Genomic DNA, 25,427 nt, shown 5'->3' with positions numbered 1-25,427 from the left:
CAAGCAGCCTAATATATCAATTGTGAAACAAAGAAAATTTTATGTTAAAAAAACGTACATTTCGTAACAAGCGATACGCTAACTTATTTTAGTGCAAACACATATCGAATTGTCTCACTGTATGGTTTGTCAGGATAAACAATACATGAAGGAAAGGTATCTTGATTCGGTGAGTCTGGAAAATATTGAGGCTCAAGGCACAAGGCACCTAACGGTTTTTCGCAGTGCAATTCACCAGTGTAAAACTGAATTCCCGGTAAGCTCGTGTAAAGTGCTAAATGAATACCCGTATCCGAAGCATAAACTTCCGCTTGGGGATTATCGTCGTTACTGCCATCGACAATATAATTATGGTCGTAGCCGCCAACCCGTTCAAATACTGGGTGCGTAAAAGCTTGATTACTGCTAATTAAACGTTGTGTCGAAAAATCAAAAGGCGTGTTAGCAACAGGTAATATATCGCCTGTAGGCAATAGCGTTTCGTCGACATCCGTTATTGCACTGGCGGCAATCTTAACCTCTGTACTATCTACTGTCGGCGCTTTGCTCAATGTAAAGTAAGCATGTTGAGTGATGCTAAGTGGTGTAGCTTTGTCGGTTTCACCCTTTACGTGAAAAGTAAGGCTATTATCGTTCGAAAGTTCATAGGTAGCCGTAATCTTCACATTTCCGGGAAAGCCGCCTTCCCCGTCTTCACTCACCAATGACAAACAAAGTGCTACGCAGTCATTAGCTTCTTGCATTTCAGCGTGCCATATTTTTTTATTAAAGCCAGCAATACCACCATGAAGGTTATGAGCGCCGCCGTTCGCGTCTAAAGGGTAGGTTGCCCCGTTAAGCGCAAATGTTGCGTTACCTATTCGGTTAGCATACCGCCCAACGATAGCACCTCGATAGCTTGGGTCTTTGACATACGCATTAAGGTCGGTACAAGAGGATACGCATTCATGTGGCATACCATTTTTATCCGGTATTAATAATGAGTGAATAATACCACCGTAATTTAAAATAGTGACTTGAATACCCGACGCGTTTTCTATTGTAAAAGCAGTAACCGCTTGCCCATCTATCGAGCCAAAGTGCGCAGTGCTAGTTTTCATATTTTTATCAACGACCTTATTACAAAAGCATTCAAGACTTAAAGGGTATACGTTTTCTTTTGCCAGTTACAACCTAAAACATAGCAAGAATTTTATGTTTTTTAGCTAATTTACGTTAGTCTGTACAATCAACGTAACGCTCGACGTAACCGTTTTTTAAAATTCAGTACGAATTTAACGTGTAGTTACGTAAACTCGTATCAAGCATTAATAACACTTACTCATTGTTGTACTTATGGCTACGATAAAAGATATTGCACAAGCTGCGGGTGTGTCACTCGCCACTGTCTCACGCGTCATTAACGACGGGCCTAAAGTGGGCAAAGACACACGCCAACGCGTGAAAGAGATAATGGTCGAGATGGGATACCGTCCCAACGCAAACGCGCGTGCTTTAGTGACTAAACGAAGCGCCTCATTAGGTGTAGTGCTTGCTGAGTTACACGACCCTTTCTTTGCCATGCTCGCTCATGGTGTTGAAACCGTAACGCGAAAAAACAACGTGCAAATATTGCTAAGTGCGGGGTCAATTGAAAAAGAAACCGAACTTCGCGCCATAGAGACATTGCTTGAGCATCGTGTTGAAGCCATGGTCGTTCATAGCAAAGCACTAGACGATAAGACCCTTATTGATTTTGCAAACCAAATTCCCGGCTTCGTCCTAATTAACCGGTATATTCCCGAAATAGCCAACCGCTGTGTCTGGTTAGATAACGTTACCGGCGGCCGTTTAATGGCTGAGCATGCGATTAGTCAAGGTCACAAACACGTAGCAGTTATAAGTAGCCAATACCGTATTGACGATCCTAATCAACGTCTTGAGGGCATTCAAGAAGCTACGAGAGCAGCAGGGCTTTCATTGCCTGATAGCATGATTGAATATGCAACGCCCGATCAAGAGGGTGGCGAACTTGCTATGCAAAACTTACTTGCAACAGGGGCGAAGTTTACTGCCGTGCTTGCGTACAATGACGCAATGGCGTCTGGCGCAATGACAATGCTACAAGACCATGGCATTGCGGTTCCTGAAGAAGTATCAGTCGTGGGATATGATGATGTGTTGCTCGCAAAATATTGCAGACCAAAATTGACCACGCTTCGCTACCCGATAGAAATGATGGCAGCAAAAGCTGCTGAACTTGCATTAAAATATGCCTCGGGAAACAAACCTGAAGACGGGCTTACGTTTAAGTATACACCTACTGTCGTGAAGCGAGATTCAATCGTTAGGGTGTAGTGTGTCACAGTAACAACACAGGCTTATGCCTTACTATTTTTGGCTGGCCGCGCCCTCACACGATGCCCCTTTCATTCTAAAAATTCTTAGTAAAAAAGCGTTGACAACCGCAGCGCTTTGATCGGTTTATGAAAAATTTATCCCCAAATGAGGTAACAGCCTGATCATAAAGAAAAATACGTTCAGGTAACACGGCGATCCTACACAATATGCGCTTTATTATTGATTTTATTAACAAAAGTTAACTATCAGCCCGTTATTGCCGGGATCGGGATCAGTACAGGCTAATAACTATTAACATAGTTAACAACAGGGTAATCCACACTTTATCCACAGGCATATTGGGTCGAAGAAACGGCGCTTCTTACTGCATATTCAATTGACGAAGAAATCGACGATACTCATCTACCGCATAAGGTGACATTAACGTATTTTTATGACGGGCATTTGGAATAACAGATAAGTGCTTGTGAGCACTTAATGACTCAGCCAACAGCGCTTCGCTAACCGCTGGAGGGGTAATAACATCCTTTTCACCGACAACTAACCACAATGGGCCGTCGTAGTGTCGAAGTATCGGTGCAATTTGCATATCATGCACGTCGCTTTGTAATCGCATGCTTGTAATTGAATTAGATAGTCCCGGCATCATGTTGGCAATATAGTCGGAAATATTATTGAAGGCACCGTCTAATACAAGCCCGTCTATCTGTCGATTAGCCGCCACATAACTTGCGAAGTAAGCGCCGATACCCCGCCCATGTATTATGGTAGGCAAGGAATTATCAAACGTTCCCTTTACGTAATCAAAAGTAACAAGCGCATCTGCTTTAACATTATCAATACGAAATGCAGGCGATTTGTCACTGCTACCTACCCCTTGATAATCCATCCATAGAATATTAGCAGGAATGCTTCCCACGCGGTGAAGCAGACGATTATTTTCGCTTAGCGGCATACGATTATCAGGAAAAAAGACAATATTAGCGACCGGTTCTGCGTAGGCGACGGCTACCCCTCTTAGGGTTATTCCTTCGCCATTCATTAATTCTACACGCGTGATACCTGCAGTACTTTCATCGCTGTTTATTTGTGCGTGTAGTGTCGTCATTAAAAGGGGGGTTGGCGCGCTATCTTGATGAAAAAATGCCTTAGAGGTTACATTAATAGCACACGAGGAAAGCGCGAGGATACTTAGTCCTATTGCTCCTAATCTTTTCAATATCATAGTACTGTCCTTGTTTTATCGTTGGTGCGATAACTACAATTCCTAATCTGAAACACATTGTCACAAAAACAGGATATTGAAACTATTACAATCGTTTTATACTCTGATGCTACTAATGAGTGTACATTACCTCGACAAACTTGGCGTAAATTTTGTGAAAAAACTGACTGCTTTATCCTACGTCGTAGGGAGTGTTGCCGCGCTATCAATTTTAACAGGTTGTGAATCGACACCAGAGCTATCGACGTCGCTTATTCCTGAGCAAAACCGAAAAGCACATAAGGCCTCTATCCAACGTGCAGAGGAATGCCCCCTTCATCTCGCATCCTTACGCGATACTCGACAAAACAAAGTAACCTTCTTCACATCTGATACGGCCAGTGACACACCCGTTCTTGATTTACTAACATCGCGTTTAGATAGCATGAATGTCAGCGGGGACACCCCTTCTCAACATAGCGTTAAAATTGAGCTACAGCGTGTATTTGTTAAAACATTAGGGGAAAGCATTGTCGCTACCGTTGTTCTGGGCGCTCAATACAGACCCAGCGTTTCAAGCGACTATTCACCCCAAGCAATTTACAAAGGTAAAAGCGTTAAAACCAATGGTGATGATGCGAACACCGTTATCGGTAACGCAGTGTCAGCAGCGGTAAAGAGTGCCGCAATGCGGATCAAGCGCAGTATCTTGCATAATTGTGACGCAAAGGCCACATCAGTAACGTGATTAAGCGATACATGCGAATTAGGGTAATTGCACTTTTGTATTAACGACCATAATACACTGCATGCCTGCACTAATAGCGGCTTTGCGGCCCATTTCGGTATCTTCAAAAACGACACACTGTTGTGGCGTAACCTGCAATTGCTCTGCTGCTTTTAAGAACGTTTCCGGATGTGGCTTTCCTTGCGTAACATCATCGGCGGTGACCAAGGCCCCTAGTTGTTCTAGTATCCCGTAATGTGACAATAACCACGTTGCATGCTGCTTATCGGCCCCAGTGCCCACCGCGATAGGCAATGTATTTTTATAGTGCTCAAAAATATCAAAGGTGTCGCTGATAAGCGGCGGAATATGGTCGAGCCTTTCAAATACGTTCTGCTTATATGCAGCTACCTCGAAAGGGTCATCATCTTTCCCGTACTTAGCATTCATCAATATTGCCGTTTGCACACTAGGAACGCCGCCTAAACCGTATTGGTAATCAGCATCAAATGGGTAACCAAAGTGCTGGCATGTTGCCTCCCACGCTTTGATATGAATGCCCATCGAATCGATTAATGTGCCATCCATGTCAAAAATGATCGCACCAAACGCGGTTAAATCTAACATTGGCGTTTCCTTTCTTTAAGTGAGGTTTACTGGTTTGCGTCGTTAGCCGGCAGTATCCAATACTTTTCTCGCCTGCACGGGGTCGAAGTCGCGATTTACTTTCAAATAGACCGCATCCTTGTTATTGGTCATCGACGCTTCAATAACGCCGTCAACTTGCAATAAACTATGCTCAAGCTGCTTACTTGATACCGTTGTAGTATGCCGGCGGTCAAACGACGTATTCATCATTACCCGCTTGACCTTGCTGACTTCTTTTAATCCAAACAGCACAAGTAGCCATAACACTGTACTAATAGCCCCAACCAAGTAAGCATATTCAGGCGTCCAAACATCGGTAATAATGCCTGAAAGCATACCGCCTAGAAATGCACCGAAAAATTGAAAACTGGCGTAGATACCCATCGCAGTGCCCTTCTCTCCAGGCGGCGCAATACTAGACACTAAAGCAGGAAAGTTAGCCTCTAGATAATTAAAGCCAGTAAAAAATAATACGACAGCGGCGGTTAATAACCATACATTACCATTCGACAGTGTAAGCAGGAGAAAAGCGCTCCCCATCATCGTAACGCCAAATAATAAGAAAGATTTAGGTGTTCGTCCTCGTGCGATCCCCATCATCACAATTAACCCAAGAACAGACAAACCTAGCACCGGCAAATACACGGTCCAGTGTGTTTCAAGGCGCATACCTAAGCCAAGCAATGTAACGGGTAGCTGCACAAACAACAATGTTATAAGCATATGGAGGATCATGACACCTACATTTAAGCGCCATAGTTGAGACGACATAATTAGGCGCTTAACTTGGCCTTTTTGCGGTAACGTTTCTCCGCTACTTAATGGCTCGCCATTAGGCACAACCCATTTTACAAGTGGCATACAAAGCAACGCGAGTATACCGGTTATAGCGAATATGCCTGCTAGGCCCGCTCGATTAGCGATAATCGGCCCGAGCAGCACGGCCAAATAAAAAGAAAGTCCAATTGCTACACCAATGATGGCGAGTACTTTTGCTCGCTGGCTTTCTCGACTTACGTCTGTCGCTAGCGCCATCACAGCACCTGCAATTGCACCTGCACCTTGCAGAATGCGTCCAACCACTAACATAGCCATACTGTCTGCATGCGCTGCAATGAAGCTACCGCCTGCAAACACAGCCAGGCCGAAAAGAATTACCGGTTTGCGCCCCCATTTGTCTGACATCATCCCCATGGGAATTTGCAACGCAGCTTGAGTGAGGCCGTAACCGCCCACCGCCAAGCCCACCATCATGGGCGAGTAATCAGGGTAATCCATTGCAGCAATAGCCAACACGGGCATCACCATAAAGAGACCCATCATGCGCAATACATAAACCGATGCTAGCGCCAGTGCGGCGCGCAATTCAAAAGCGTTCAAACCTTAAGAGTTCCTCTTTGGCACGTTGGGCGCGAAGTTTAGCATAATAAGGTCTTATACCCACGATTCCAATATTCGATTAAAACAATCGTAAGTTGATCCCATCATACGTGGCTCAGTATAAGTTCTACTAGCATTGTCATATCACTTTACTTGACGACTATGGCATACTGATTCTTTTTTCTCTCATCTAGGCTTCAATGGATAAAATCGAAATACGCGGTGCCCGCACCCACAACTTAAAAAATATCGATTTAACACTGCCACGAGACAAATTGGTGGTGATTACAGGGCTGTCTGGCTCTGGTAAATCGTCTCTCGCATTCGATACCTTATATGCAGAAGGCCAACGTCGCTATGTTGAGTCACTGTCGGCTTATGCTAGACAGTTTCTTTCCATGATGGAAAAGCCTGATGTTGATCACATCGAGGGGCTTTCCCCTGCGATATCGATTGAACAAAAATCAACATCACATAACCCACGCTCGACGGTGGGTACAATCACTGAGATTTACGATTACCTGCGCTTAATGTTTGCCCGCGTTGGCACCCCACGTTGCCCCGATCACGATGTGCCTCTTGATGCACAAACCGTAAGTCAAATGGTCGATAAAGTATTGGGTATGCCCGAAGGCAGTAAGTTGATGCTTCTTGCGCCTATCGTAAAAGAGCGAAAGGGTGAGCATGTTAAGACGCTTCAAAACTTATCTGCTCAAGGTTTCATACGCGCGCGTATTGATGGCGAGGTGTGTGATTTATCCGATCCCCCTCCCCTAGACCTTCACAAGAAGCACACCATTGAAGTGGTAGTTGACCGTTTTAAAGTCCGTGATGATATGGCGTTACGTCTATCAGAATCATTTGAAACTGCATTGGGCTTGGCGGGCGGAAATGCCGTTGTTGCTGATATGGATGATAAAGACGCAGAAGAAATTATTTTCTCTGCCAACTTCGCATGTCCACACTGTGGTTACAGTATCAGCGAGCTTGAGCCGCGCTTATTTTCGTTCAATAACCCTGCAGGCGCATGTCCGACTTGTGATGGGTTAGGAACGCGTCAGTTTTTCGACCCGACACGGGTTGTGGGCAATGACGAATTAAGCCTCTCTGGCGGTGCCATTCGCGGATGGGATAAACGTAGCTATTACTATTTTCAAATGCTGCAAGCCGTTGCTGACCATTATGATTTCGACCTAACCAAGCCATTTGCATCGCTCACTGATGCCAATAAAGACATCGTACTTTATGGCTCAAAAGGTAAATCACTGTCGTTTAAATATATTAATGAACGCGGTGACATCATGGAGCGCAAACATCCGTTTGAAGGGATCATCCCGAATATGGAGCGTCGTTATCGTGAAACCGAGTCAAATGCGGTGCGCGATGAACTATCCAAGTACTTAAGTCAGCAGCATTGTAATAGCTGTAACGGTGCGCGACTTCGTATTGAAGCTCGCAATGTGTTTATTCAAGAAACCACCTTGCCAGCCATTGCTGAGATGTCTATTTCTGATGCTTACGATTTTTTTGAAACCTTAGATTTATCAGGGCAAAAAGCGCAAATCGCAGAGAAGATCTTAAAAGAAATTTTGGACCGCTTACGCTTTTTAGTGAATGTTGGGCTTAACTACTTAAGTATGTCTCGCAGTGCAGATACACTATCAGGCGGCGAAGCGCAGCGCATTCGTTTGGCCAGTCAAATTGGCGCCGGCTTGGTAGGCGTAATGTATGTGCTCGATGAGCCGTCCATAGGGCTGCATCAACGCGACAACGAACGCTTACTTAAAACACTCAGGCACTTACGTGACCTGGGCAACACGGTATTGGTAGTAGAGCATGACGAAGATGCTATTCGAGAAGCGGATTACATTGTAGACATTGGCCCTGGTGCTGGGGTACATGGTGGTGAAATTATCGCCGAAGGCTCACTAGATGACATTAAAAACAGTGAGCACTCGCTTACTGGTAAATACCTCTCAGGCCGGGAAAAAATAGATATTCCTGCCGAGCGAAATGCCGTTAAAGACGACAAATGGCTTGAGCTGAAAGGCGCGACAGGTAATAACCTGAAGTCAGTCAACCTTCGTGTCCCTACTGGCGTAATGACATGCGTAACCGGTGTTTCTGGTTCAGGTAAATCGACACTCATCAACGATACATTTTATAAGATTGCACAAACAGAGCTAAACAAGGCGACAACGTCGGAACCTGCACCTTATGAAAGCATGACAGGGCTAGATCAACTCGATAAAGTCGTTGATATAGACCAAAGTCCGATAGGGAGAACCCCGCGCTCTAATCCTGCAACTTATGCTGGCATTTTCACGCCAATACGAGAAATGTTCGCAGGTACACAAGAGTCTCGCTCGCGAGGTTATAAACCAGGACGTTTTAGTTTTAACGTTAAAGGCGGTCGATGCGAAGCCTGTCAAGGCGACGGCGTTATTAAAGTAGAAATGCACTTTTTACCTGACGTTTATGTGCCGTGCGACGTGTGTAAAGGCAAACGCTACAACCGTGAAACGCTCGAAATAAAATACAAAGACAAAAATATCCACGAAGTGTTAGAGATGACGGTGGAAGATGCGCGACAGTTCTTCGACGCTATTCCGGCTATCGCTCGTAAACTTCAAACCCTTATGGACGTAGGCTTGTCATACATTCGATTAGGACAAGCGGCAACCACGCTATCAGGGGGTGAAGCCCAACGTGTTAAACTCGCAAAAGAGTTGTCTAAGCGCGATACGGGCCAAACGCTGTATATTCTTGATGAACCCACGACCGGTCTTCACTTTCATGATATCAAACAGTTATTAGCAGTACTGCACCGCCTTCGTGACCATGGAAACACGGTAGTGGTTATTGAACACAACCTTGATGTGGTCAAAACGGCTGACTGGGTTATTGACTTAGGGCCAGAGGGTGGTTCAGGAGGCGGTCAAATTATTGCAGAAGGCACGCCTGAGCACATTGCGAAACAAGCCGTTTCGCACACTGGGCGGTTCCTGAAAGATATGCTGCCATAACGTAAACTGCTTTTCATGGGTATAAAAAACGCGCTTACTACAGCGCGTTTTTTTACTTCCATTCATCTGGTCAGAGCTTGTTTTTAAACACAGTAGGTTAGAATGTAAGCGCGCACAATTTTGACCGAATAACGGGAGCAGTAAATGAATCAAGCGCCACCCATTACATTAGTGAAAACGTGGTATCACCTATTGTCTTCATCCGAAGATAATGCCGTTAAAGCCAGAGCACAGCAAATGCTGCTAAACGCATTTGGTACGCCTGAAGCCATACTTATTTACTTAAAAAAGAATAATATTCTCAACTAAAACGGCGGTGCTACGCTTACTAAAACTTAAAGGCTTGTATAGCGAGCCCTTCACACACCGAGTTGAATGCATCGTTCTCAAGTTTTGGTAGGCCCGTTAACAGCGTTTCATAAAGCGCGTCTATGACGATGGGGGATAAACTCATTCCCCCCGTAATCATAACTACCTCAGGTTGCTGAGACGTTTTTTCCAAACACTCTACCACCAATGCTTTTACCTTACTCAACCAGGGCTGAATCGATTGCTCAAAGACCGCTTGAGTAATCTTCACATCGAAACCTTGTTCAATATAATGAAGAGGAAGCATGATTGTTTCTTTGGTCGATAGCAGCTCTTTCGCCATACGCGCTGAATTAACGACGCGCGCTGACAGCTTATTTTCTTGCACAATAAGTAATCGGTCTAACTGTTCAGGCGATGATGTAATAGATTTCGTTTGCGCAATATCGAGGCCATAGTCATCTGAAAAGAACCGCGTTAAGGCAGGAATATTGTCAACGGCACACATATCTGAAAAGTAGGTGGGAGGCACAGGCAGACCATTCGTCATTTTGAGGCCAAGCCCCATTTCTGGTGCTAATGCTTTCATCACCAAACTTTTGTCACAGTCCATGCCACCTAAACGTCGTCCCGTGACCGACAGTACGTCTTGATTACGATTTAACTGGTTGTTTCGCTCAGCAGCCAAGTTAATACAACAAATATCTGTGGTGCCACCGCCAATATCAACAATTAGCGCGGTAGTTTCTTCTGACAGGGTTTGCTCAATTTTGTACGCGGCTGCAATAGGCTCTTCTAGAAAGCTTACGGCTCTAAAGCCAGCATCGCTTGCTGCGTCTTGCATAATCTGTAAGGCTTGCGCATTACCCGCCTCACCTCGTGTGCCGTGAAACTTCACGGGCCTTCCAATCACTGCGGCGTCAACGGTGGTTTCTAATTGTCGTTCTGCACACGCTTTAAAATAGGCAAGCTGCTTTCCAATAATACCGACGAACGCTTTCTTTTGATCGTCGTCTAACGACGCACCTAAAAAGTTTTTCGGAGAGTAAATTAATCTGCCTTTGTCTGGCATTTTTAAGAAACGACGAAAGCCTTCTTCACCAAATGCAAATTTACCCGTTTCTACTAATCGCAATAGGGGGATTTCATCAAGGGACATGGCGTGAATAAGCTGAGCTATAGCCTTGCGCTGTAGTGCAGGGCGATTGTGAAATTCCCCACGCAAATCATCAATACGGTTGCTGTAAAGCGTCTGCTCTTTTGGGTCTTTAGCAGCGTAATAGCCCTGCTTCGCTTTCTCTAACTGTTCATTAATTATGCGCTGAAGCTGGGCAACTTTAGCCTCAACCATTGCATCAGGTGGAGGGGGAAGTTCATCTTCAAAATAAATGAATACAGAGGACCGTATCTTATTACTCGCGTCAACAAGTGGGTCGAGCTTTATATGTTGGTGCGTAGCACCATCAAAATACACCACTTCAGAATTTGAGGTGCCGTAATCTATCCCTATCGCAGTCATGGTATCGTTTTACATTGAATTTTGACGGAGATTGTAATGTAAAACGGTAAACGATTCACACTTTCCTTAACGCTATTGTAAATTAGCGGTAAGAAGCGTTGATACCTTTGCCAGTAACTCGTCTACCTTAAATGGCTTCGAGATAATGTCGTTAAATAAACATCCAAACTCGTCGGCGTTCACGTCTAAAAAGATATTACCGGTTAACGCAATAATGGGAAGGGCATCTTTTCCCACAAAGTCTCGTATTGCCTTTGTTGCTTCAATTCCGTCCATGATAGGCATTTGAATATCCATAAGTACCATATCGAAAGATTGCTCTTGAGCCATTGCAATCGCTTCCTTACCATTTGATGCCGTACTTACTGTTAACTGGGCAACATCAACAAGTATTTGCTCTAACAGCGCCAGGTTATATTTTTCATCATCAACCACCAAAACGTTTTTATCTGCACAATGGGTATGCAAATGCGTTAGCAATGATGCGCTATTTAGCGCTTTATCGTCGTTCGCTTCTCGTTGCTCGTTTCTCTCTAGTAGGCACGTAAACCAAAACGTACTGCCTTTACCCAATGTGCTTTTTACACCGGCCTCGCCCTGATAAAACGCCGCTATTTCTTTTGTAATTGACAGCCCTACGCCAATGCCACCATATTGTCGGCCAAAGCTTGTATCTGCTTGCTCAAAAGGCTCAAATATCTTCTCCATTGCCGATGCATCTATACCAATACCGGTATCTTCCACCTCAAAACGTAACGCATCTTTTTTTGCATACTGATGAATAATTGAGGCACGAACAATAACGCTCCCCTCTTCAGTATATTTCACCGCATTAGAGATATAATTTATTAACCCTTGCTGGAGGGCGGTTATATCACCTATATAAGTAGAACGCGTCTGAGGTAGTTCAACGCTAATGCGTAAGCCTTTTGACGCTAATCTTTCTTCGTTAAGCACTATGGCTTCATTAATCAGCTTCTCTATATCAACCGTCTGCGCTTTCAGTTCATAGGTGCCTGACTCAATTTTCGACATATCGAGCACTGAACTCAGCAACCCTAAAAGGTGCTCACTCGCTGTGCTGATTTTTTCAATGGCTTGTTGCTGTGACGGACTGAGCGTGTCTCGTTTTAAAAGGTCTGAAAAGCCTAAAATAGACGTTATTGGTGTTCTTATCTCATGGGACATATTAGCCAAGAAACGACTTTTTGCCCTGTTTGCACTTTCTGCTTTTTCTTTTGCTTCAACCAATTGTTGCGTACGGTTCACTACCTCTTTCTCAAGCGCCTCTTTATTGCTTTCAAGTAATGTCTTAAGTTTGGTTTCTTCCGTTATGTCATGCACGATGGCAATAAATTTTGCAGCGCCAAATTCAGATTCAACCAACTGCAAGTTAATACTTACATTGATATCGTGCCCCTTTTTGTGTCTATGAATAGTTTTAAATTTGAGGGACGGTTTACGGTGTTTAAGCAGCGGCTGAATAAGCTGCGTAAATGCTTCTCTGTCAAAATCGGGTTTTATGTCAAAAGGGTGCATGTTATAGAGCGCGTCACTGGTATAGCCTACATGTTGCAGTGCGCCCTCATTTACATAGGTGAATAATAAGGTGTGAGGGTCAAACATGAATACGCAATCACTGGCTTTATCAACGGTACTTTTGAATTCTAGCAGTGAGTTCTTTAACACTTCTTGCTCGGTAACATCTCTTACGATACACAACACCATACTCTCGCCCAATACATTCGTACCAGCCGCCGTGACTTCTGCAATGTATGTGTCGTTATTCTTTTTTTTATGTACTGTTTGAAACGTTGCCTGAGTGGTAGCGAAGTTAGGGTACGTGTCTCGCACCTTTTGCTCGTTCAAGGTATTGTCGAAGTCCCATATGCACAACGAATACATCTCTTCGTTGGTATACCCAAGCATAGACATAAATGCGTGATTGAAGGTTACAAGCTGATAGCTCTGATTAATGATACATACGCCATCGTTAATTCGCTCAAGCATCGCGCGCAAAATGCTTATTTCTTCTTGAGCAGAGCTGTTACTTAGTAGTAATGGGCGAGGGTCGACATCCCCTTTGATTTGAAACAACCGTATTCACTTTGTAAAAAGTCATCTGTTTTAAAGATAGACAATAAGGCTATTAAACACCAAGACGGTTTTCATTTAAGTTTTAGAATGCCTAAGGTAATCGTCATTTTTTTGATACGTAAAAACTTTTTTGCTTCAAGGCGACTGCTGAAAACTGTGGCTCTCCATGCTAGAGTGAATAAAAATAAGAATCAAAGAGCGCAAATTTTATGTCAAAAAACACGCCCTTATCTACGTCTTTCGACGTGCGTTTTTGCGAAACCGATGCCCTACAACACGTTAGCAATACAGCCCTTGTCGCTTGGTTTGAAGCCGCCAGAGAACCTATTTTTCGTATGTTTACGCCTACGCTTGATTTACAAAACTGGCCGCTCATACTGGCCAGTTATAAGGTCGATTTTTTAGCGCAAATTTTTTACGGAAAGCCCGTCACCGTTCAAACATTTATTAGTCGCTTGGGAAACAGCGCATTTGATGTCTATCAAGAGCTTTGGCAAGACAATATCCTGTGCGCTACTGGCATTACCACTATGGTGCACTTTGACTATGCAACACAGCGTTCTGCGGCCATTCCGGACTCGGTTAAAGCAACATTGCAATCACACTACAAAGCCATAGATAGTAAGTCGTAATTATGCAAAATTTTATAGAAGTGATAGATGATGTATTACCGCCTGAATTATGTTCAGCGCTTATCGATAGGTTTGAGCAAAGTCCAAATCTTTCCCAGGGGCGAACAGGCGGTGGAGTAGACTTAGATAAGAAGCGTAGTACCGACGTATCAATCAGCCAAAATAAAGAGTTTAGTGACCTTTTTCAACAAGTCATGCAAGCCACTGGCCCTCAATTAGTAAAGTACATCGAAAAATATTTTTATGCGTTAATCGGCCCTATCGGGCTCACGGTTAAGCACCCCAAAACCGGAGAGCCCGTTAAGCTTACCGGCGACAACTTTGAAGAGGTTGGAAAGCCAAACCTAGTCAATTTGGTCAATTACCTTTTTCGCGTAGGCGACGTTAATGCGCAGCGCTACACCGCAGAAAGTGGCGGCTACCCGTATTGGCATTCTGAGGTATACCCTCAAATGCAGCACAACGATGCACTACACCGCGTATTGCTGTTTATGTACTATCTCAATGATGTCGATAACGGCGGAGAAACCGAGTTTTATTACCAAGACAAAGCGGTAAAACCTAAAGCGGGGAGAATGGTCATTGCGCCAGCGTATTTTACCCATACACACCGCGGGCAAATTCCGAAAAGTAACGACAAATACATTGTTACGTCGTGGCTACTGTTTAACCGTGCAGAACAAATATACACACAAGGGTGATGACATTGCTGTTAGGTAGAGGGTTAAAACCCCTCTACCGCTTCACCTTTCAAGCGATAACCTACCGAAGCAATATCGCCCTTCCACCCTTCCGTTGACAATATTCCAGTGACCCAAATAGCGTCATACATATTGTCTATCTCTACACCGTCTTCAAATTTTACGTAGACAATTTGATTCGATGCCGGCGGCGGAACATGGATACACGCACCAAAATAAGGAACAAGTAAAAACTCGGTCGTGCTTGCTGCTGTACCCTCAAGCGGTACAACAAAGCCGGGGATTTTAACTCGCTTGCCATCATAAGCGTTAACGACCGGTGCATCAGGCTGCAGTTGGCTCATTTCACCATTGTGCTGCACCGCTGGCGGCGCTAATTCGTTAAACCCTTCAGGGACTAAGTCTTCCCAATACACTTCAACGGGCGTGTCGCTTGCTGATACTGCTATTGGCACTATCAGTAACGCAAGAAAAGCAAACACGTGCGTGAACATGCTAACCATAGACGTTTTCATAATTCTTCCAATGTAATAAAAAAGGGCTCGTTTTTCTCGAGCCCTTTCTAACATCAATAACGTGAAGCGTGAATTATTCTGCTTCGAAACGCGCAACACTTGAGACGATTTCAGCTTTTGCTGCTGCTGCGTCTGCCCAGCCGTCAATCTTAACCCACTTTTCTGGCTCAAGATCTTTGTAATGTTCAAAGAAATGCTCAATTTGCTTAAGAAGCAATGGAGGTACGTCAGAGATTTCTTTAACGTCACGGTAGATGGTAGAAAGCTTGTCAGCTGGAACCGCTAATACTTTAGCGTCTTTACCAGACTCATCAGTCATATTTAGCACGCCAACTGGACGACATTTGATAACTGAGCCAGCAAGCAGTGGGAACGGAGTCATAACAAGTACATCAACCGGGTCACCATCTTCTGACAACGTGTTATTTACATAACCGTAGTTAGTTGGGTAGTGCATGCAAGTTGCCATAAAGCGATCGACAAATACTGCGCCAGTATCTTTATCCACTTCGTATTTTACTGGGTCAGCATGTGCTGGAATTTCGATAATTACATTCACTTCTTCAGGCAAATTCTTGCCCGCAGGAACAGCGTTTAAGCTCATTGTTCAGTCCTTTCGGTAATAGGTAAAAAATTTGCCCGTAAGTATACGGTGACCGCGGCAAAATAAAAACGGTTTACGACCGATGTCGCATTAATCTGTCTAATTTTGCCGCTTTTTCGTTACTCGCTTTGGCTGTAATAGCTTAAGCAGGCCTCAATTTCGTCTTTAGAGCCAATCAGCACAGGCACGCGTTGGTGAATTTCTTCTGGCATGACTTCCAAAATTCTTCCTGCGCCGGTATTGGCTAAACCACCTGCTTGCTCCATTAAAAAAGCCATTGGGTTTGCTTCGTAAAGTAAACGCAGCTTACCCGGCATAGACGGATTACGCTTATCAAATGGATACATAAAAATTCCGCCTCGGCACAAAAGACGGTGAATATCGCCAACCATTGCGGCAACCCATCGCATGTTAAAGTTTTTACCACGTGGGCCTTCTTCACCTGCCAACAGATCGGAGATATACGCTTGCATGGGCGGTTCCCAGTGACGCTGATTAGACGCGTTAATAGAAAACTCAGAGGTAGCTTCAGGTACTTTCACATTGGGGTGAGTAAGTAAGAAGCCGCCATGGGTTTTATCAAGGGTATAAATGTGCGTGCCTCGTCCCGTTGTTAGCGCCAACATTGTTGAGGGCCCGTACAGCACATAGCCTGCTGCCACAATCTGTGTACCCGGTTGTAAAAATGCTGAAGGGTCGTCGGGTTTCATCCACTGCGGTGCGTGAGTAATAGAGAAGATTGTGCCTATTAAGCTATTAATTTCTGTATTCGATGAGCCATCAAGCGGATCGAAACTTACTAAATAGTTACCTTCTGGGTTGCATGGTACAACGTCATCTTCTTCTTCAGAAGATATTGCTTTAACGTAGCCAGACTCTCTCAATGTATCTTTTAAAATTTGATTAGAAATGACATCAAGTTTTTTCTGCGTTTCGCCTTGAACGTTTTCCGAAAGGGTTGAACCCAATACGCCTGCAAGCGCGCCTTGGCTGACGCGGAAAGAGATTTCTTTACAGCCGGCCAATAACGTTCTTATTAAAAGAATAAGCTCAAGCGGAGCCCCGTCTTGTTGCAATTGCGAGTTTAAGCGTTTCATTGATTGTAAGCCTTTTAAAGTGTGTAGGGTGTGGTTATTTACCCGGGCGATTTTCCATACCGCGTTCTATTTATCTAAATAACCTAGCAATTTTTTTTTGCTTTGACGATTGTAACCGTGTTCGCGACGAAGTGAAACATAGGGATAGGTGGATAATCACTCAACCTACCAGTGTCTGAGTAGTTTTTAGCGCTTATCGCCTCAGAAAGGCCGCAAATATGAAATTGCATTATCCCCCTGCTTTAAGGTTCTGATAAAGTACGTATTAATACTATGCAGTAATAACGAGAACGCGCTATGCATGTACATATTCTAGGTATTTGTGGCAGCTTCATGGGCGGTATCGCCGCCATCGCAAAAGCATTAGGCCATACCGTTACCGGCTCAGATAATAACGTTTATCCCCCCATGAGTACGCAGTTAGAAGCATTAGGTATCGAGCTTACCGAAGGTTATAACACCGCTCAATTCGAGCCAGCGCCAGATATTGTAGTAATAGGAAATGCCATGTCTCGTGGCAATCCTGCCGTTGAATACGTGTTAAACCGAAATTTGCCTTACACAAGCGGCCCGCAGTGGCTTCTTGATAACCTGCTTAAAGATAGATGGGTAATAGGCGTATCTGGCACCCATGGTAAAACAACAACAAGCAGCATGGTTGCATGGATTTTAGATTATGCAGGGTTAAACCCTGGGTATCTCATTGGCGGCGTGCCTGAGAACTTCGGGGTATCTGCTCGCATTGGTGATAGCCCCTTTTTTGTCATTGAAGCAGATGAGTACGACAGTGCATTTTTCGATAAGCGCTCAAAATTCGTTCATTACCGTCCCAAGACATTGGTAATTAACAACTTAGAATTTGATCACGCGGATATTTTCACCAACCTTGATGCTATTCAAACACAGTTCCATCACCTCATTAGAATGGTACCTGCAAACGGGCTCATACTTACGCCCGAACGCACTGAGGCAATAGAAGACACGATAAACAGAGGATGTTGGTCATCACGTCAGTCATTAGGCAAAGAATGGGCTGCTTCTCTTATTGAGCAAGATGGCAGTAGGTTTACCGTTTTGCATTACGGTGAAGACGTGGGTGAAGTAACGTGGCCGCTACTGGGTCAGCATAATGTTGATAATGGCCTTATGGCGATAGCCGCTGCCCATCATGCAGGCGTTACGCTAAAAGACGCCATTGCTGCACTCTCTTTATTTAAAAATGTAAAACGGCGAATGGAAGTAAAAGGCGCAGTGAACAATATCACTGTTTATGATGACTTTGCTCACCACCCTACCGCTATCGCCACCACCCTAGATGGTCTTCGTAAAAAGGTAGGCAATGGCAAGATTCATGCTATTTTAGAGCCGCGTTCAAATACAATGAAAATGGGTGTTCACAAGTCAACGCTTGCACAGTCTTGGCAAAAAGCAGACGCGGTTTACCTCTTCGAGCCTGCGAACATGGACTGGTCGCTTCGCGATATTGCAGCACAGAGTGAAACCCCAACACAATGTTTTGATGACGTAGAAACGATCGTATCTATTGTCAGCCGCGTAGCAGAGCGAGGCGATCATATTCTCATTATGAGTAATGGTGGTTTTGATGGTATTCACGCTCGCATGCTTAATGCGTTAACCGAGGTTCATTCATGAAACACGATAAGCAAGTTACTCTTGCTATTACCGGTGCATCTGGCGCACCTTATGCCTTGTCGTTATTGGCATCGCTCGTTAAGGCCGACTTTCAAGTTTATGTCCTGATTTCTTCAGCGGCGAAAGTGGTGTTTGCCACTGAAGAAGACGTAAAAATTCCTGCTCGCCCGGAAGATGCCGCTGCTTTCTTTACTGAGCACTGCCGTGCCAAACCAGAACAAATTAAAGTATTTGGTAAAGAAGAATGGTTTTCTCCTGTGGCATCAGGCTCGGCGGCACCAGCTAAAATGGTCGTGTGCCCTTGCTCAACGGGTACGCTATCTTCTATTGCTGTTGGCGCCAGTGACAATTTAATTGAGCGCGCCGCTGATGTGGTATTGAAAGAGCGAGGGCAACTTATACTGGTGCCCCGAGAAATGCCTTTATCATCTATTCATTTAGAAAACATGTTAAAACTGTCACAAATGGGCGCCACTATTATGCCGGCGGCCCCTGGCTTTTATCATAACCCTAAAACCATTGCTGACTTGGTCGACTTCGTTGTTGCGAGAATATTAGACCATTTGGGCGTAGAGCAATCATTGGTGGCCCGTTGGGGTTATCAAACATCGAAACATAAAGAGGACTAACCATGTCAGCGTATACAAATAGGACGTTAGCCGTTGCACTTAGCACACTACTTACGTTGTTTATCACTTCACCTGCTTTCGGGTGGGGGCAAACCGGCCACCGCATTACCGGTGCAATAGCGCAGCAATACCTTAGCCCATTAAGTTATGCAGCAGTGAGCGAACTCTTACCTACGAGCAATTTAGCGCAAGCGTCTACGTATGCTGATGAAATGCGTTCAGACCCCAGTGAATTTTGGCAAAGAACCGCTTCTCCGTGGCATTACGTGACGGTGCCAGAAGGCAAACATTATCACGATGTAGGTGCCCCGAAACAAGGGGACGCTATGACAGCACTGACACGCTATACCGAAACACTAACCAGCCCTAATGCCTCGCAGGATGAGAAGCGCTTAGCACTGCGCTTTATTGTGCATATTATTGGTGATCTTCATCAACCTCTGCATGCAGGAAATGGTAAAGACAAAGGCGGTAATGATGTGAAAGTGCGTTTTTTCTGGGAAGACTCTAACCTTCACCGTGTTTGGGACTCACAGATGATTGAACAGCGTGGCTTATCGTATACCGAGTGGACCGAATGGCTAAATAACGATATTACGCCAAAGAACATTCGAAAATGGGCCAGCGTAGACCCGCTTGTTTGGATACAGGAGAGTACTGCACTACGCGATACCATCTACCCAGAAGACGCCAATAAAATGAGCTATGACTATTTGTATAATCATTTGCCAACCGTAAAAGAGCGCCTTCAAACAGCTGGGGTTCGTATTGCCATGTATTTAAATCATGTCTTTGAGCAAGCCCACGCTCAGCACAACTAATGTAACGCTTTATGCACCACAATAAAAAACGGAGGCCAAGGCCTCCGCTTTTTGTTATTTATCGAGTATTAATCAAGCTCAAGAGGTTCAGGCGACAGTATCACTCCCGTGCTGTCTGCATATAGATAGTCTTCGGGTAAAAAGGTAACACCGCCAAAGTTTACCGGGACATCAATATCGCCAATGCTTTCGTTTTCAGCGTTTACAGGAATAGCAGCCACAGCGAGTACGCCGATATCCATCTCAGCCAGTGTGTCTATTTCACGCACGCTGCCATAACACACAATGGCTTCCCAATCGTTGTCGATAGCAAGCTGGGCTGATGCTGAATCGAATAACGCACGACGGGTTGAGCCTCCGCCATCAATGAGCAATATTTTACCTGCACCGGGCTGCGCGAGCACACGGTCTATTAACCCTCTATCTTCAAAGCATTTTATCGTCGTTATTTCGCCACCAAATGAATAGCGACCGCCGAAGCTTGCGAAAATAGGGTCTACCACGTCTACGCTGTCTGCGAATAGATCGCATAATTCGGAAGTGTTGTATTCCATTGCCATGCCTTAAAAATTGAAGATTGTGAAGAACTCACCTGAACGTAATCCTAGCATAGCATTAATTCATGCGTTGCAAACGGCTGTTTTGTATAGATTCGTCGAATAATACATCGTCTCTGAAATAGACACTCTTGGCACTATTTATGCCTAACTTACGCCTTACCGCAAACGGTTTCAGTTTTAGTACTTAACAGGGCGTTGCCATCATAGAATACCGACGCGGCTTTTCTTGTTAGCACATCGCGCCATTGTAAAAAATTCTTCTTTTTTCTGTCACCAGTTAGTCACAGAGCCCTTTTAGCCTGTGTTCTACATAATTTGATGAGGATAGGCGATGTTGATTAAATCGTTACATAAATGGGATGTCACCCTCTTCTATCGCCTCTACGGTCTGACGCAAAAAAGAGACTGCAAGAGCATTATCTGGCTGTCGAAAACAGGCGACGGGTACTTATACTTTGCCATTGGCTTGTTGTTATGGGTTTTCGAGCCCCAGCACGGCGAACTGTTTCTCTATACTGCGTTAATGGCCTATGCCCTAGAACTCCCCATCTACCTACTATTGAAAACCTATTTTAAACGCCCTCGCCCTTGCGATTTCCTGCTTAATTTACGCGCTCATATTACGCCTTCAGATAAATTTTCATTACCGTCTGGGCATACCGCTGCCGCGTGGTTGATGGCGAGTATTGTGGCGCACTACTATCCGTCTTTCGGGCTTGTAGCTTATAGCTGGGCGTTACTTATCGGGCTGTCGCGTATTCTGTTAGGCGTTCACTATCCTTCTGACGTATTAGCAGGCACTGGATTAGGTATAACCATTGCTCTGCTTAGCATTACTTTACTAGGTTAATATGAAAATTTTGTACGGTGTGCAAGGCACAGGAAATGGGCATATAGCGCGGGCTAGAATAATGGCATCTGCATTGGCACGTCACCACGATGTGAATGTCGACTTTGTTTTCTCTGGTAGAACGCCCGACAGCTATTTTGATATGGACATGTTTGGCGATTATCGTGCCTTAACCGGGCTAAGCTTTGCTACACATCGTGGGCACGTCGATAAATTAACGACAATCAAAACGGCTAAGCTTCGTCAGTTTTATCGCGATGTAAAAGACATGGACACAAGCAGCTATGATTTACTTATCAACGACTTTGAGCCAGTAACCGCGTGGGCTGCCAAGCAACAAGGTACGCCATCAATCTCTATTAGCCATCAAGCTGCATTCACCTACAATGTCCCTAAAACCGGTTACACCATCATTGATAATGTATTAATGAAAATCTATGCCCCTACACAATGTCAGTTAGGCGTGCATTGGTATCACTTTAACCAACCCATCATTCCTCCGTTTGTTGCAGAGAAACCAGCGAGCCACCCTCGTAATAGTCACGTTCTGGTATATTTACCCTTTGAAGACATTGATGACATTACGCAAATGCTTGAACCGCTCAGTGATCACACTTTTGAATGTTTTCATCCCAACATTTCTGAACAAACTCAAAGGGGGCACATTCATTTTAACCCCACATCGAAACCTCGATTTGAGAAAGCCCTTAAGCACGCGTATGGCGTCATTGCTAATGGCGGCTTTGAATTATCTAGCGAAGCACTACAGTTAGGTAAAAAGTTACTGATAAAACCATTGCACGGGCAATTTGAGCAACTTTCGAATGTACTCACGCTTACCTCGCTTGACCTCTGCCAAACCCTTTTCCAACTTGACACAGATACTGTTGAAGAATGGTTGGAAGCACCACAAACAGAAGCGATAACCTTTCCCGACAACCCAGATATACTCATTGAATGGCTTAAAAAAGGGGACTTTTCAGACGTCCATTCGCTATGCCACCGTTTGTGGAAACACGTTCAATATGGTGAGAAAACGCAAGAACGATTATTGACGCTTGCAATTTAGACACGCAATGCGATGATAGCGGCATTTGTTCAAGCATTTGCGGGTTTTTCTGTGCGTAAAAATTGGGTTCTTTTAGTCTTCATTGCTTCAATGCTGTCAGGCTGTGGATATAAAGGTGCGTTATACCTTCCAGACGCGCCTGAGAAAACAACACCACCGTCATCTGAAGCAAAGCCTATTAATAATGAGACGCCTCCCGCATCGCTGTCTGGAGAATCAAACTAGTGGATTTTTTCGCTTATAAGCAAGGTCAGCTTTTTGCTGAAGACGTCGCGGTTTCTGATATTGCTGCGACATATGGTACCCCCGTCTACATATACTCTCGCGCTACGCTAGAACGCCACTGGCACGCATTCAATGATGCGGTAGGCACTCACCCACACCTGGTTTGTTATGCCGTGAAAGCAAATTCAAACCTAGGAGTATTGAGTGCATTGGCACAGTTAGGATCTGGGTTCGATATTGTTTCAGGTGGTGAACTTGCCCGTGTTATCGAAGCAGGCGGAGACCCTAGTAAAGTCGTTTTTTCTGGCGTTGGTAAAAAGTCCGATGAAATCCGCTATGCACTTGAACAGGGTATCATGTGCTTTAATGTTGAATCCGAAGCTGAACTACATCGTATCAATGCCGTTGCCGGTGAGCTGGGTAAACGCGCTCCTATTTCTTTGCGCATTAATCCTGATGTGGATGCAAAAACTCACCCTTATATTTCAACAGGCCTTAAAGCGAACAAATTTGGCATCGCTCGCGAACGTGCGTTAGCCACATACGAGTTAGCCGCATCGCTTCCTAACCTTAACGTCGTGGGTATGGATTGCCATATTGGCTCTCAACTTACCGAATTGGGGCCATTTGTTGATGCCCTTGAACGGCTGCTTGGGCTTATTGATGAACTTGCCGAGCGTGGCATTATTATTGAGCACCTTGATGTGGGCGGCGGCTTAGGCGTTACGTATAACAACGAAGCGCCACCTCATCCAAAAGCCTACGCCGAAGCAATGGCAGAGAAAATGGAAGGCCGAGAGCAACTTAAGCTTATTCTTGAGCCCGGACGCGCTATTGCAGCCAATGCAGGTATTTTAGTCACTCAAGTTGAGTTTATTAAAGAAGGAGAGGAAAAGAGTTTTGCTATCGTTGATGCGGCAATGAACGATTTACTTCGCCCTGCCCTTTACTCTGCATGGCAAAATATTATTCCGGTTACTGAGGGAAGCCAAGAAACACCTCGTATTTACGATGTGGTAGGCCCGGTATGTGAAACGGGTGATTTCATCGGTAAAGACCGAGAGTTAGCTATCGCCCCCAATGACTTGTTAGCGGTTAGAAGTGCCGGTGCTTATGGCTTTGTCATGGCATCAAACTACAATAGCCGCTGCCGTCCTGCTGAAATAATGGTAGATAAAGCGCGTACAATTGTTGTTCGAGAAAGAGAAATTCTAAAAGATCTCTGGAAAGGTGAGCACAAACTTACGTAAACTAGAGAAAATTCATAAAAAGATGCACTGTTAATGCAGGTTCAGTTTTCAAAAATGCACGGGCTGGGTAACGACTTCATGGTTATTGATAACGTTACCCAAAATGTATTTTTCTCTAAAGAGAAGATTCAACAACTCGCTGACCGTAATTTTGGTATTGGCTTCGACCAGTTGTTGATGGTTGAACCGCCTTACGATCCAGAACAAGACTTTCACTATCGTATTTTTAACGCGGATGGTTCTGAAGTAGAGCAATGCGGAAATGGCGCTCGCTGTTTCGCGCGCTTCGTTAAACACAAAGGCTTAATTAATAGAAACAAAATCGTTGTTAGCACAAAAGCAGGCAAAATGGTGTTGTATCTCGAAAGAGACGGCCACGTTACTGTGAATATGGGCAAACCTGAATTTGAGCCTGCCAAGATTCCGCTGAAAGCCAACAAACAAGAAAACACCTATATACTGCGCGTCGCAGAAAAAACCGTGTTCGTGGGCGCGGCGTCTATGGGTAACCCCCACTGTGTACTTGAGGTAGACGATGTTGATACCGCTGATGTTCATGAGATAGGCCCAGCAGTTGAACGCCATGAGCGCTTCCCAGAAGGCGTTAATGTTGGGTTTATGCAAATAATTAATGAGTCTCACATAAAGCTTCGTGTTTTCGAACGTGGAAGCGGTGAAACACTAGCATGCGGAAGCGGCGCGTGCGCAGCTGTTGCAATTGGTCAGATTCAAGGTAAATTAGGTAAAGACGTTCGGGTTGACCTACCCGGTGGCAGTTTACGCATTCGTTGGCCTGGCCAAGACAGTGTATTAAAAATGACTGGCCCCGCCGAACATGTTTACGACGGGCATATAAATTTATGAGTGACAGTTCAGGGCAATCCAACGCCTCTTTAGTGATAGACGCCTTTACTGGCAATAGTGCATTGTCGGCGGATGATGTACGCGCGTTTTTATTAGAAAACCCTGAATTTTTCGCGGAATATCCAGAACTTCTAGAGAAAATTGCTATTCCCCACGCGCAAAAGGGAAGCGTGTCGCTCGTTGAAATTCAAAGTGAACAACTACGCAAAAAGGTACGTCAGCTTAATTACAAATTGACGCAGCTTGTTAGCATTGCCAAACAAAATGAAAAAATTTATCGCGTTTATACCGACTTAAATGTTCAGCTTCTTCGCTGTACTAGCGTTGCAGAGGTACAATTTACGCTTGAAGATGTACTGCAAGAACGTTTACAGCTTTCGTCTGCCGTCATCAAAAGCTTCAAAGGCCCACACGCGATCCCCGAGTTACAACGCCGTTTGTTCACAGAGAAGCGTTTTAAAAACTCTAACTTTTTCTTCGGTCGTTTATCTCAACACGAGCGACAGTTATTGTTCGGTGAGAACAGCGCTGAATCGGTCGCGCTTTTACTATTAGGCGATAATAACGATTTGGGTATTTTGGGCATTAGTAGCAACCATGCCGATCACTTTACCCCCGATATGGACACACTGCTGCTACAACAACTGCAACAAGTACTCAATATTATTTTGCCAGAGATGATGGGGTATTAGTTTTCGTGACAACGA

25 protein-coding genes are annotated in these 25,427 nt (G+C 44.6%); 15 read left to right on the top strand and 10 right to left on the bottom strand.

The window, feature by feature from the left end:
- Positions 1–83: 83 nt before the first annotated feature.
- Positions 84–1,100: an aldose epimerase family protein gene (locus tag ACOJRU_RS01080; RefSeq protein ID WP_421133226.1), complete on the bottom strand. Its 1,017-nt coding sequence runs from the start codon at positions 1,098–1,100 to the stop codon at positions 84–86.
- A gap of 235 nt (positions 1,101–1,335) precedes the next feature.
- On the opposite strand from ACOJRU_RS01080, the gene ACOJRU_RS01075 reads away from it, so the two are divergent.
- Positions 1,336–2,337: a LacI family DNA-binding transcriptional regulator gene (locus ACOJRU_RS01075; RefSeq protein WP_421133225.1), complete on the top strand. Its 1,002-nt coding sequence runs from the start codon at positions 1,336–1,338 to the stop codon at positions 2,335–2,337.
- A 364-nt stretch (positions 2,338–2,701) separates the two neighbouring features.
- Here the strand turns inward: ACOJRU_RS01075 and ACOJRU_RS01070 are convergent, their stop codons facing one another.
- Positions 2,702–3,565 (bottom strand): alpha/beta hydrolase, encoded by an 864-nt coding sequence (locus tag ACOJRU_RS01070; protein ID WP_421133224.1) that lies wholly within the window; start codon positions 3,563–3,565, stop codon positions 2,702–2,704.
- 115 nt (positions 3,566–3,680) lie between these two features.
- On the opposite strand from ACOJRU_RS01070, the gene ACOJRU_RS01065 reads away from it, so the two are divergent.
- Positions 3,681–4,292 carry a hypothetical protein gene (locus tag ACOJRU_RS01065; protein WP_421133223.1) on the top strand — a complete coding sequence of 204 codons (612 nt, stop codon included), beginning with the start codon at positions 3,681–3,683 and terminating at the stop codon, positions 4,290–4,292.
- Between the two features lie 18 nt (positions 4,293–4,310).
- Here the strand turns inward: ACOJRU_RS01065 and ACOJRU_RS01060 are convergent, their stop codons facing one another.
- Both ACOJRU_RS01060 and ACOJRU_RS01055 read right to left on the bottom strand, forming a co-directional pair.
- Positions 4,311–4,898, bottom strand: coding sequence for an HAD family hydrolase (locus tag ACOJRU_RS01060; protein WP_421133222.1), 588 nt, complete (start codon positions 4,896–4,898; stop codon positions 4,311–4,313).
- A 42-nt stretch (positions 4,899–4,940) separates the two neighbouring features.
- Positions 4,941–6,299 carry an MFS transporter gene (locus ACOJRU_RS01055; RefSeq protein WP_421133221.1) on the bottom strand — a complete coding sequence of 453 codons (1,359 nt, stop codon included), beginning with the start codon at positions 6,297–6,299 and terminating at the stop codon, positions 4,941–4,943.
- Between the two features lie 200 nt (positions 6,300–6,499).
- Here ACOJRU_RS01055 and uvrA point away from each other — a divergent pair, with 200 nt between their 5' ends.
- Complete coding sequence (uvrA, locus tag ACOJRU_RS01050) at positions 6,500–9,325, top strand: excinuclease ABC subunit UvrA (protein ID WP_421133220.1); 2,826 nt, start codon at positions 6,500–6,502, stop codon at positions 9,323–9,325.
- Positions 9,326–9,469: 144 nt separating this feature from the next.
- Positions 9,470–9,634: a hypothetical protein gene (locus ACOJRU_RS01045; RefSeq protein WP_421133219.1), complete on the top strand. Its 165-nt coding sequence runs from the start codon at positions 9,470–9,472 to the stop codon at positions 9,632–9,634.
- A 19-nt stretch (positions 9,635–9,653) separates the two neighbouring features.
- Here ACOJRU_RS01045 and ACOJRU_RS01040 read toward each other — a convergent pair whose 3' ends face one another.
- The gene (locus ACOJRU_RS01040) at positions 9,654–11,153 is read right to left on the bottom strand and encodes an Hsp70 family protein (protein ID WP_421133218.1); all 1,500 of its coding nucleotides are present in this window, start codon (positions 11,151–11,153) and stop codon (positions 9,654–9,656) included.
- 72 nt (positions 11,154–11,225) lie between these two features.
- Positions 11,226–13,250, bottom strand: a complete 2,025-nt coding sequence (locus tag ACOJRU_RS01035) for a PAS domain S-box protein (RefSeq protein ID WP_421133217.1) — start codon at positions 13,248–13,250, stop codon at positions 11,226–11,228.
- A 209-nt stretch (positions 13,251–13,459) separates the two neighbouring features.
- Between ACOJRU_RS01035 and ACOJRU_RS01030 the strand changes: the two genes are divergently transcribed.
- Both ACOJRU_RS01030 and ACOJRU_RS01025 read left to right on the top strand, forming a co-directional pair.
- On the top strand, positions 13,460–13,882 hold the full coding sequence (locus tag ACOJRU_RS01030; protein WP_421133216.1) for an acyl-CoA thioesterase: 423 nt from the start codon (positions 13,460–13,462) through the stop codon (positions 13,880–13,882).
- Between the two features lie 2 nt (positions 13,883–13,884).
- A complete protein-coding gene (locus tag ACOJRU_RS01025; protein ID WP_421133215.1) occupies positions 13,885–14,583 on the top strand; it encodes a 2OG-Fe(II) oxygenase in 699 nt (232 codons plus the stop codon).
- A 23-nt stretch (positions 14,584–14,606) separates the two neighbouring features.
- Here the strand turns inward: ACOJRU_RS01025 and ACOJRU_RS01020 are convergent, their stop codons facing one another.
- The 3 genes from ACOJRU_RS01020 to ACOJRU_RS01010 all read right to left on the bottom strand — a co-directional run bounded on the left by ACOJRU_RS01020 (position 14,607) and on the right by ACOJRU_RS01010 (position 16,799).
- Positions 14,607–15,098, bottom strand: coding sequence for a DUF3299 domain-containing protein (locus ACOJRU_RS01020; protein ID WP_421133214.1), 492 nt, complete (start codon positions 15,096–15,098; stop codon positions 14,607–14,609).
- Between the two features lie 73 nt (positions 15,099–15,171).
- Positions 15,172–15,702 carry an inorganic diphosphatase gene (gene ppa, locus ACOJRU_RS01015; protein ID WP_421133213.1) on the bottom strand — a complete coding sequence of 177 codons (531 nt, stop codon included), beginning with the start codon at positions 15,700–15,702 and terminating at the stop codon, positions 15,172–15,174.
- Between the two features lie 119 nt (positions 15,703–15,821).
- Positions 15,822–16,799, bottom strand: coding sequence for a class 1 fructose-bisphosphatase (locus ACOJRU_RS01010; RefSeq protein WP_421133212.1), 978 nt, complete (start codon positions 16,797–16,799; stop codon positions 15,822–15,824).
- A 297-nt stretch (positions 16,800–17,096) separates the two neighbouring features.
- On the opposite strand from ACOJRU_RS01010, the gene mpl reads away from it, so the two are divergent.
- The 3 genes from mpl to ACOJRU_RS00995 are packed head-to-tail and all read left to right on the top strand — an operon-like array spanning position 17,097 to position 19,902.
- A complete protein-coding gene (gene mpl, locus ACOJRU_RS01005; RefSeq protein WP_421133211.1) occupies positions 17,097–18,452 on the top strand; it encodes a UDP-N-acetylmuramate:L-alanyl-gamma-D-glutamyl-meso-diaminopimelate ligase in 1,356 nt (451 codons plus the stop codon).
- Positions 18,449–19,081, top strand: coding sequence for a flavin prenyltransferase UbiX (locus ACOJRU_RS01000; protein WP_421133210.1), 633 nt, complete (start codon positions 18,449–18,451; stop codon positions 19,079–19,081). The genes mpl and ACOJRU_RS01000 overlap by 4 nt, the downstream gene beginning before the upstream one ends.
- 2 nt (positions 19,082–19,083) lie before the next feature.
- Complete coding sequence (locus tag ACOJRU_RS00995) at positions 19,084–19,902, top strand: S1/P1 nuclease (protein ID WP_421133209.1); 819 nt, start codon at positions 19,084–19,086, stop codon at positions 19,900–19,902.
- Between the two features lie 68 nt (positions 19,903–19,970).
- Here the strand turns inward: ACOJRU_RS00995 and rraA are convergent, their stop codons facing one another.
- A complete protein-coding gene (rraA, locus tag ACOJRU_RS00990) occupies positions 19,971–20,456 on the bottom strand; it encodes a ribonuclease E activity regulator RraA (protein ID WP_421133208.1) in 486 nt (161 codons plus the stop codon).
- A gap of 337 nt (positions 20,457–20,793) precedes the next feature.
- On the opposite strand from rraA, the gene ACOJRU_RS00985 reads away from it, so the two are divergent.
- The 6 genes from ACOJRU_RS00985 to ACOJRU_RS00960 are packed head-to-tail and all read left to right on the top strand — an operon-like array spanning position 20,794 to position 25,412.
- Entirely contained in the window at positions 20,794–21,312 is a 519-nt protein-coding gene (locus ACOJRU_RS00985; RefSeq protein ID WP_421133207.1) for a phosphatase PAP2 family protein, read from the top strand.
- A 1-nt stretch (position 21,313) separates the two neighbouring features.
- On the top strand, positions 21,314–22,381 hold the full coding sequence (locus tag ACOJRU_RS00980; RefSeq protein ID WP_421133206.1) for an MJ1255/VC2487 family glycosyltransferase: 1,068 nt from the start codon (positions 21,314–21,316) through the stop codon (positions 22,379–22,381).
- A 12-nt stretch (positions 22,382–22,393) separates the two neighbouring features.
- Entirely contained in the window at positions 22,394–22,606 is a 213-nt protein-coding gene (lptM, locus tag ACOJRU_RS00975; RefSeq protein WP_421133205.1) for an LPS translocon maturation chaperone LptM, read from the top strand.
- Positions 22,606–23,856, top strand: a complete 1,251-nt coding sequence (gene lysA, locus ACOJRU_RS00970; protein WP_421133204.1) for a diaminopimelate decarboxylase — start codon at positions 22,606–22,608, stop codon at positions 23,854–23,856. The genes lptM and lysA overlap by 1 nt, the downstream gene beginning before the upstream one ends.
- A 33-nt stretch (positions 23,857–23,889) precedes the next feature.
- Positions 23,890–24,720, top strand: a complete 831-nt coding sequence (dapF, locus tag ACOJRU_RS00965) for a diaminopimelate epimerase (protein WP_421133203.1) — start codon at positions 23,890–23,892, stop codon at positions 24,718–24,720.
- A complete protein-coding gene (locus ACOJRU_RS00960) occupies positions 24,717–25,412 on the top strand; it encodes a DUF484 family protein (RefSeq protein WP_421133202.1) in 696 nt (231 codons plus the stop codon). The genes dapF and ACOJRU_RS00960 overlap by 4 nt, the downstream gene beginning before the upstream one ends.
- The last annotated feature ends 15 nt before the right edge of the window (positions 25,413–25,427 follow it).

Source organism: Alteromonas algae (genome assembly GCF_049117195.1).
Lineage (GTDB): Bacteria > Pseudomonadota > Gammaproteobacteria > Enterobacterales > Alteromonadaceae > Alteromonas.
The sequence above is the reverse complement of the archived record's forward strand: the minus strand, read 5'-3'. Positions and strand labels throughout refer to the sequence as shown.

Excerpts from the sequence above, each read along its gene's own strand:
- ACOJRU_RS01080 (WP_421133226.1), bottom strand. The coding sequence starts at position 1,100 with ATGAAAACTAGCACTGCGCACTTTGGCTCGATAGATGGGCAAGCGGTT.
- ACOJRU_RS01075 (WP_421133225.1), top strand. The coding sequence starts at position 1,336 with ATGGCTACGATAAAAGATATTGCACAAGCTGCGGGTGTGTCACTCGCC.
- ACOJRU_RS01070 (WP_421133224.1), bottom strand. The coding sequence starts at position 3,565 with ATGATATTGAAAAGATTAGGAGCAATAGGACTAAGTATCCTCGCGCTT.
- ACOJRU_RS01065 (WP_421133223.1), top strand. The coding sequence starts at position 3,681 with ATGAGTGTACATTACCTCGACAAACTTGGCGTAAATTTTGTGAAAAAA.
- ACOJRU_RS01060 (WP_421133222.1), bottom strand. The coding sequence starts at position 4,898 with ATGTTAGATTTAACCGCGTTTGGTGCGATCATTTTTGACATGGATGGC.
- uvrA (WP_421133220.1), top strand. The coding sequence starts at position 6,500 with ATGGATAAAATCGAAATACGCGGTGCCCGCACCCACAACTTAAAAAAT.
- ACOJRU_RS01045 (WP_421133219.1), top strand. The coding sequence starts at position 9,470 with ATGAATCAAGCGCCACCCATTACATTAGTGAAAACGTGGTATCACCTA.
- ACOJRU_RS01040 (WP_421133218.1), bottom strand. The coding sequence starts at position 11,153 with ATGACTGCGATAGGGATAGATTACGGCACCTCAAATTCTGAAGTGGTG.
- ACOJRU_RS01030 (WP_421133216.1), top strand. The coding sequence starts at position 13,460 with ATGTCAAAAAACACGCCCTTATCTACGTCTTTCGACGTGCGTTTTTGC.
- ACOJRU_RS01025 (WP_421133215.1), top strand. The coding sequence starts at position 13,885 with ATGCAAAATTTTATAGAAGTGATAGATGATGTATTACCGCCTGAATTA.
- ACOJRU_RS01020 (WP_421133214.1), bottom strand. The coding sequence starts at position 15,098 with ATGAAAACGTCTATGGTTAGCATGTTCACGCACGTGTTTGCTTTTCTT.
- ppa (WP_421133213.1), bottom strand. The coding sequence starts at position 15,702 with ATGAGCTTAAACGCTGTTCCTGCGGGCAAGAATTTGCCTGAAGAAGTG.
- ACOJRU_RS01010 (WP_421133212.1), bottom strand. The coding sequence starts at position 16,799 with ATGAAACGCTTAAACTCGCAATTGCAACAAGACGGGGCTCCGCTTGAG.
- mpl (WP_421133211.1), top strand. The coding sequence starts at position 17,097 with ATGCATGTACATATTCTAGGTATTTGTGGCAGCTTCATGGGCGGTATC.
- ACOJRU_RS01000 (WP_421133210.1), top strand. The coding sequence starts at position 18,449 with ATGAAACACGATAAGCAAGTTACTCTTGCTATTACCGGTGCATCTGGC.
- ACOJRU_RS00995 (WP_421133209.1), top strand. The coding sequence starts at position 19,084 with ATGTCAGCGTATACAAATAGGACGTTAGCCGTTGCACTTAGCACACTA.
- rraA (WP_421133208.1), bottom strand. The coding sequence starts at position 20,456 with ATGGAATACAACACTTCCGAATTATGCGATCTATTCGCAGACAGCGTA.
- ACOJRU_RS00985 (WP_421133207.1), top strand. The coding sequence starts at position 20,794 with ATGTTGATTAAATCGTTACATAAATGGGATGTCACCCTCTTCTATCGC.
- ACOJRU_RS00980 (WP_421133206.1), top strand. The coding sequence starts at position 21,314 with ATGAAAATTTTGTACGGTGTGCAAGGCACAGGAAATGGGCATATAGCG.
- lptM (WP_421133205.1), top strand. The coding sequence starts at position 22,394 with ATGATAGCGGCATTTGTTCAAGCATTTGCGGGTTTTTCTGTGCGTAAA.
- dapF (WP_421133203.1), top strand. The coding sequence starts at position 23,890 with ATGCAGGTTCAGTTTTCAAAAATGCACGGGCTGGGTAACGACTTCATG.
- ACOJRU_RS00960 (WP_421133202.1), top strand. The coding sequence starts at position 24,717 with ATGAGTGACAGTTCAGGGCAATCCAACGCCTCTTTAGTGATAGACGCC.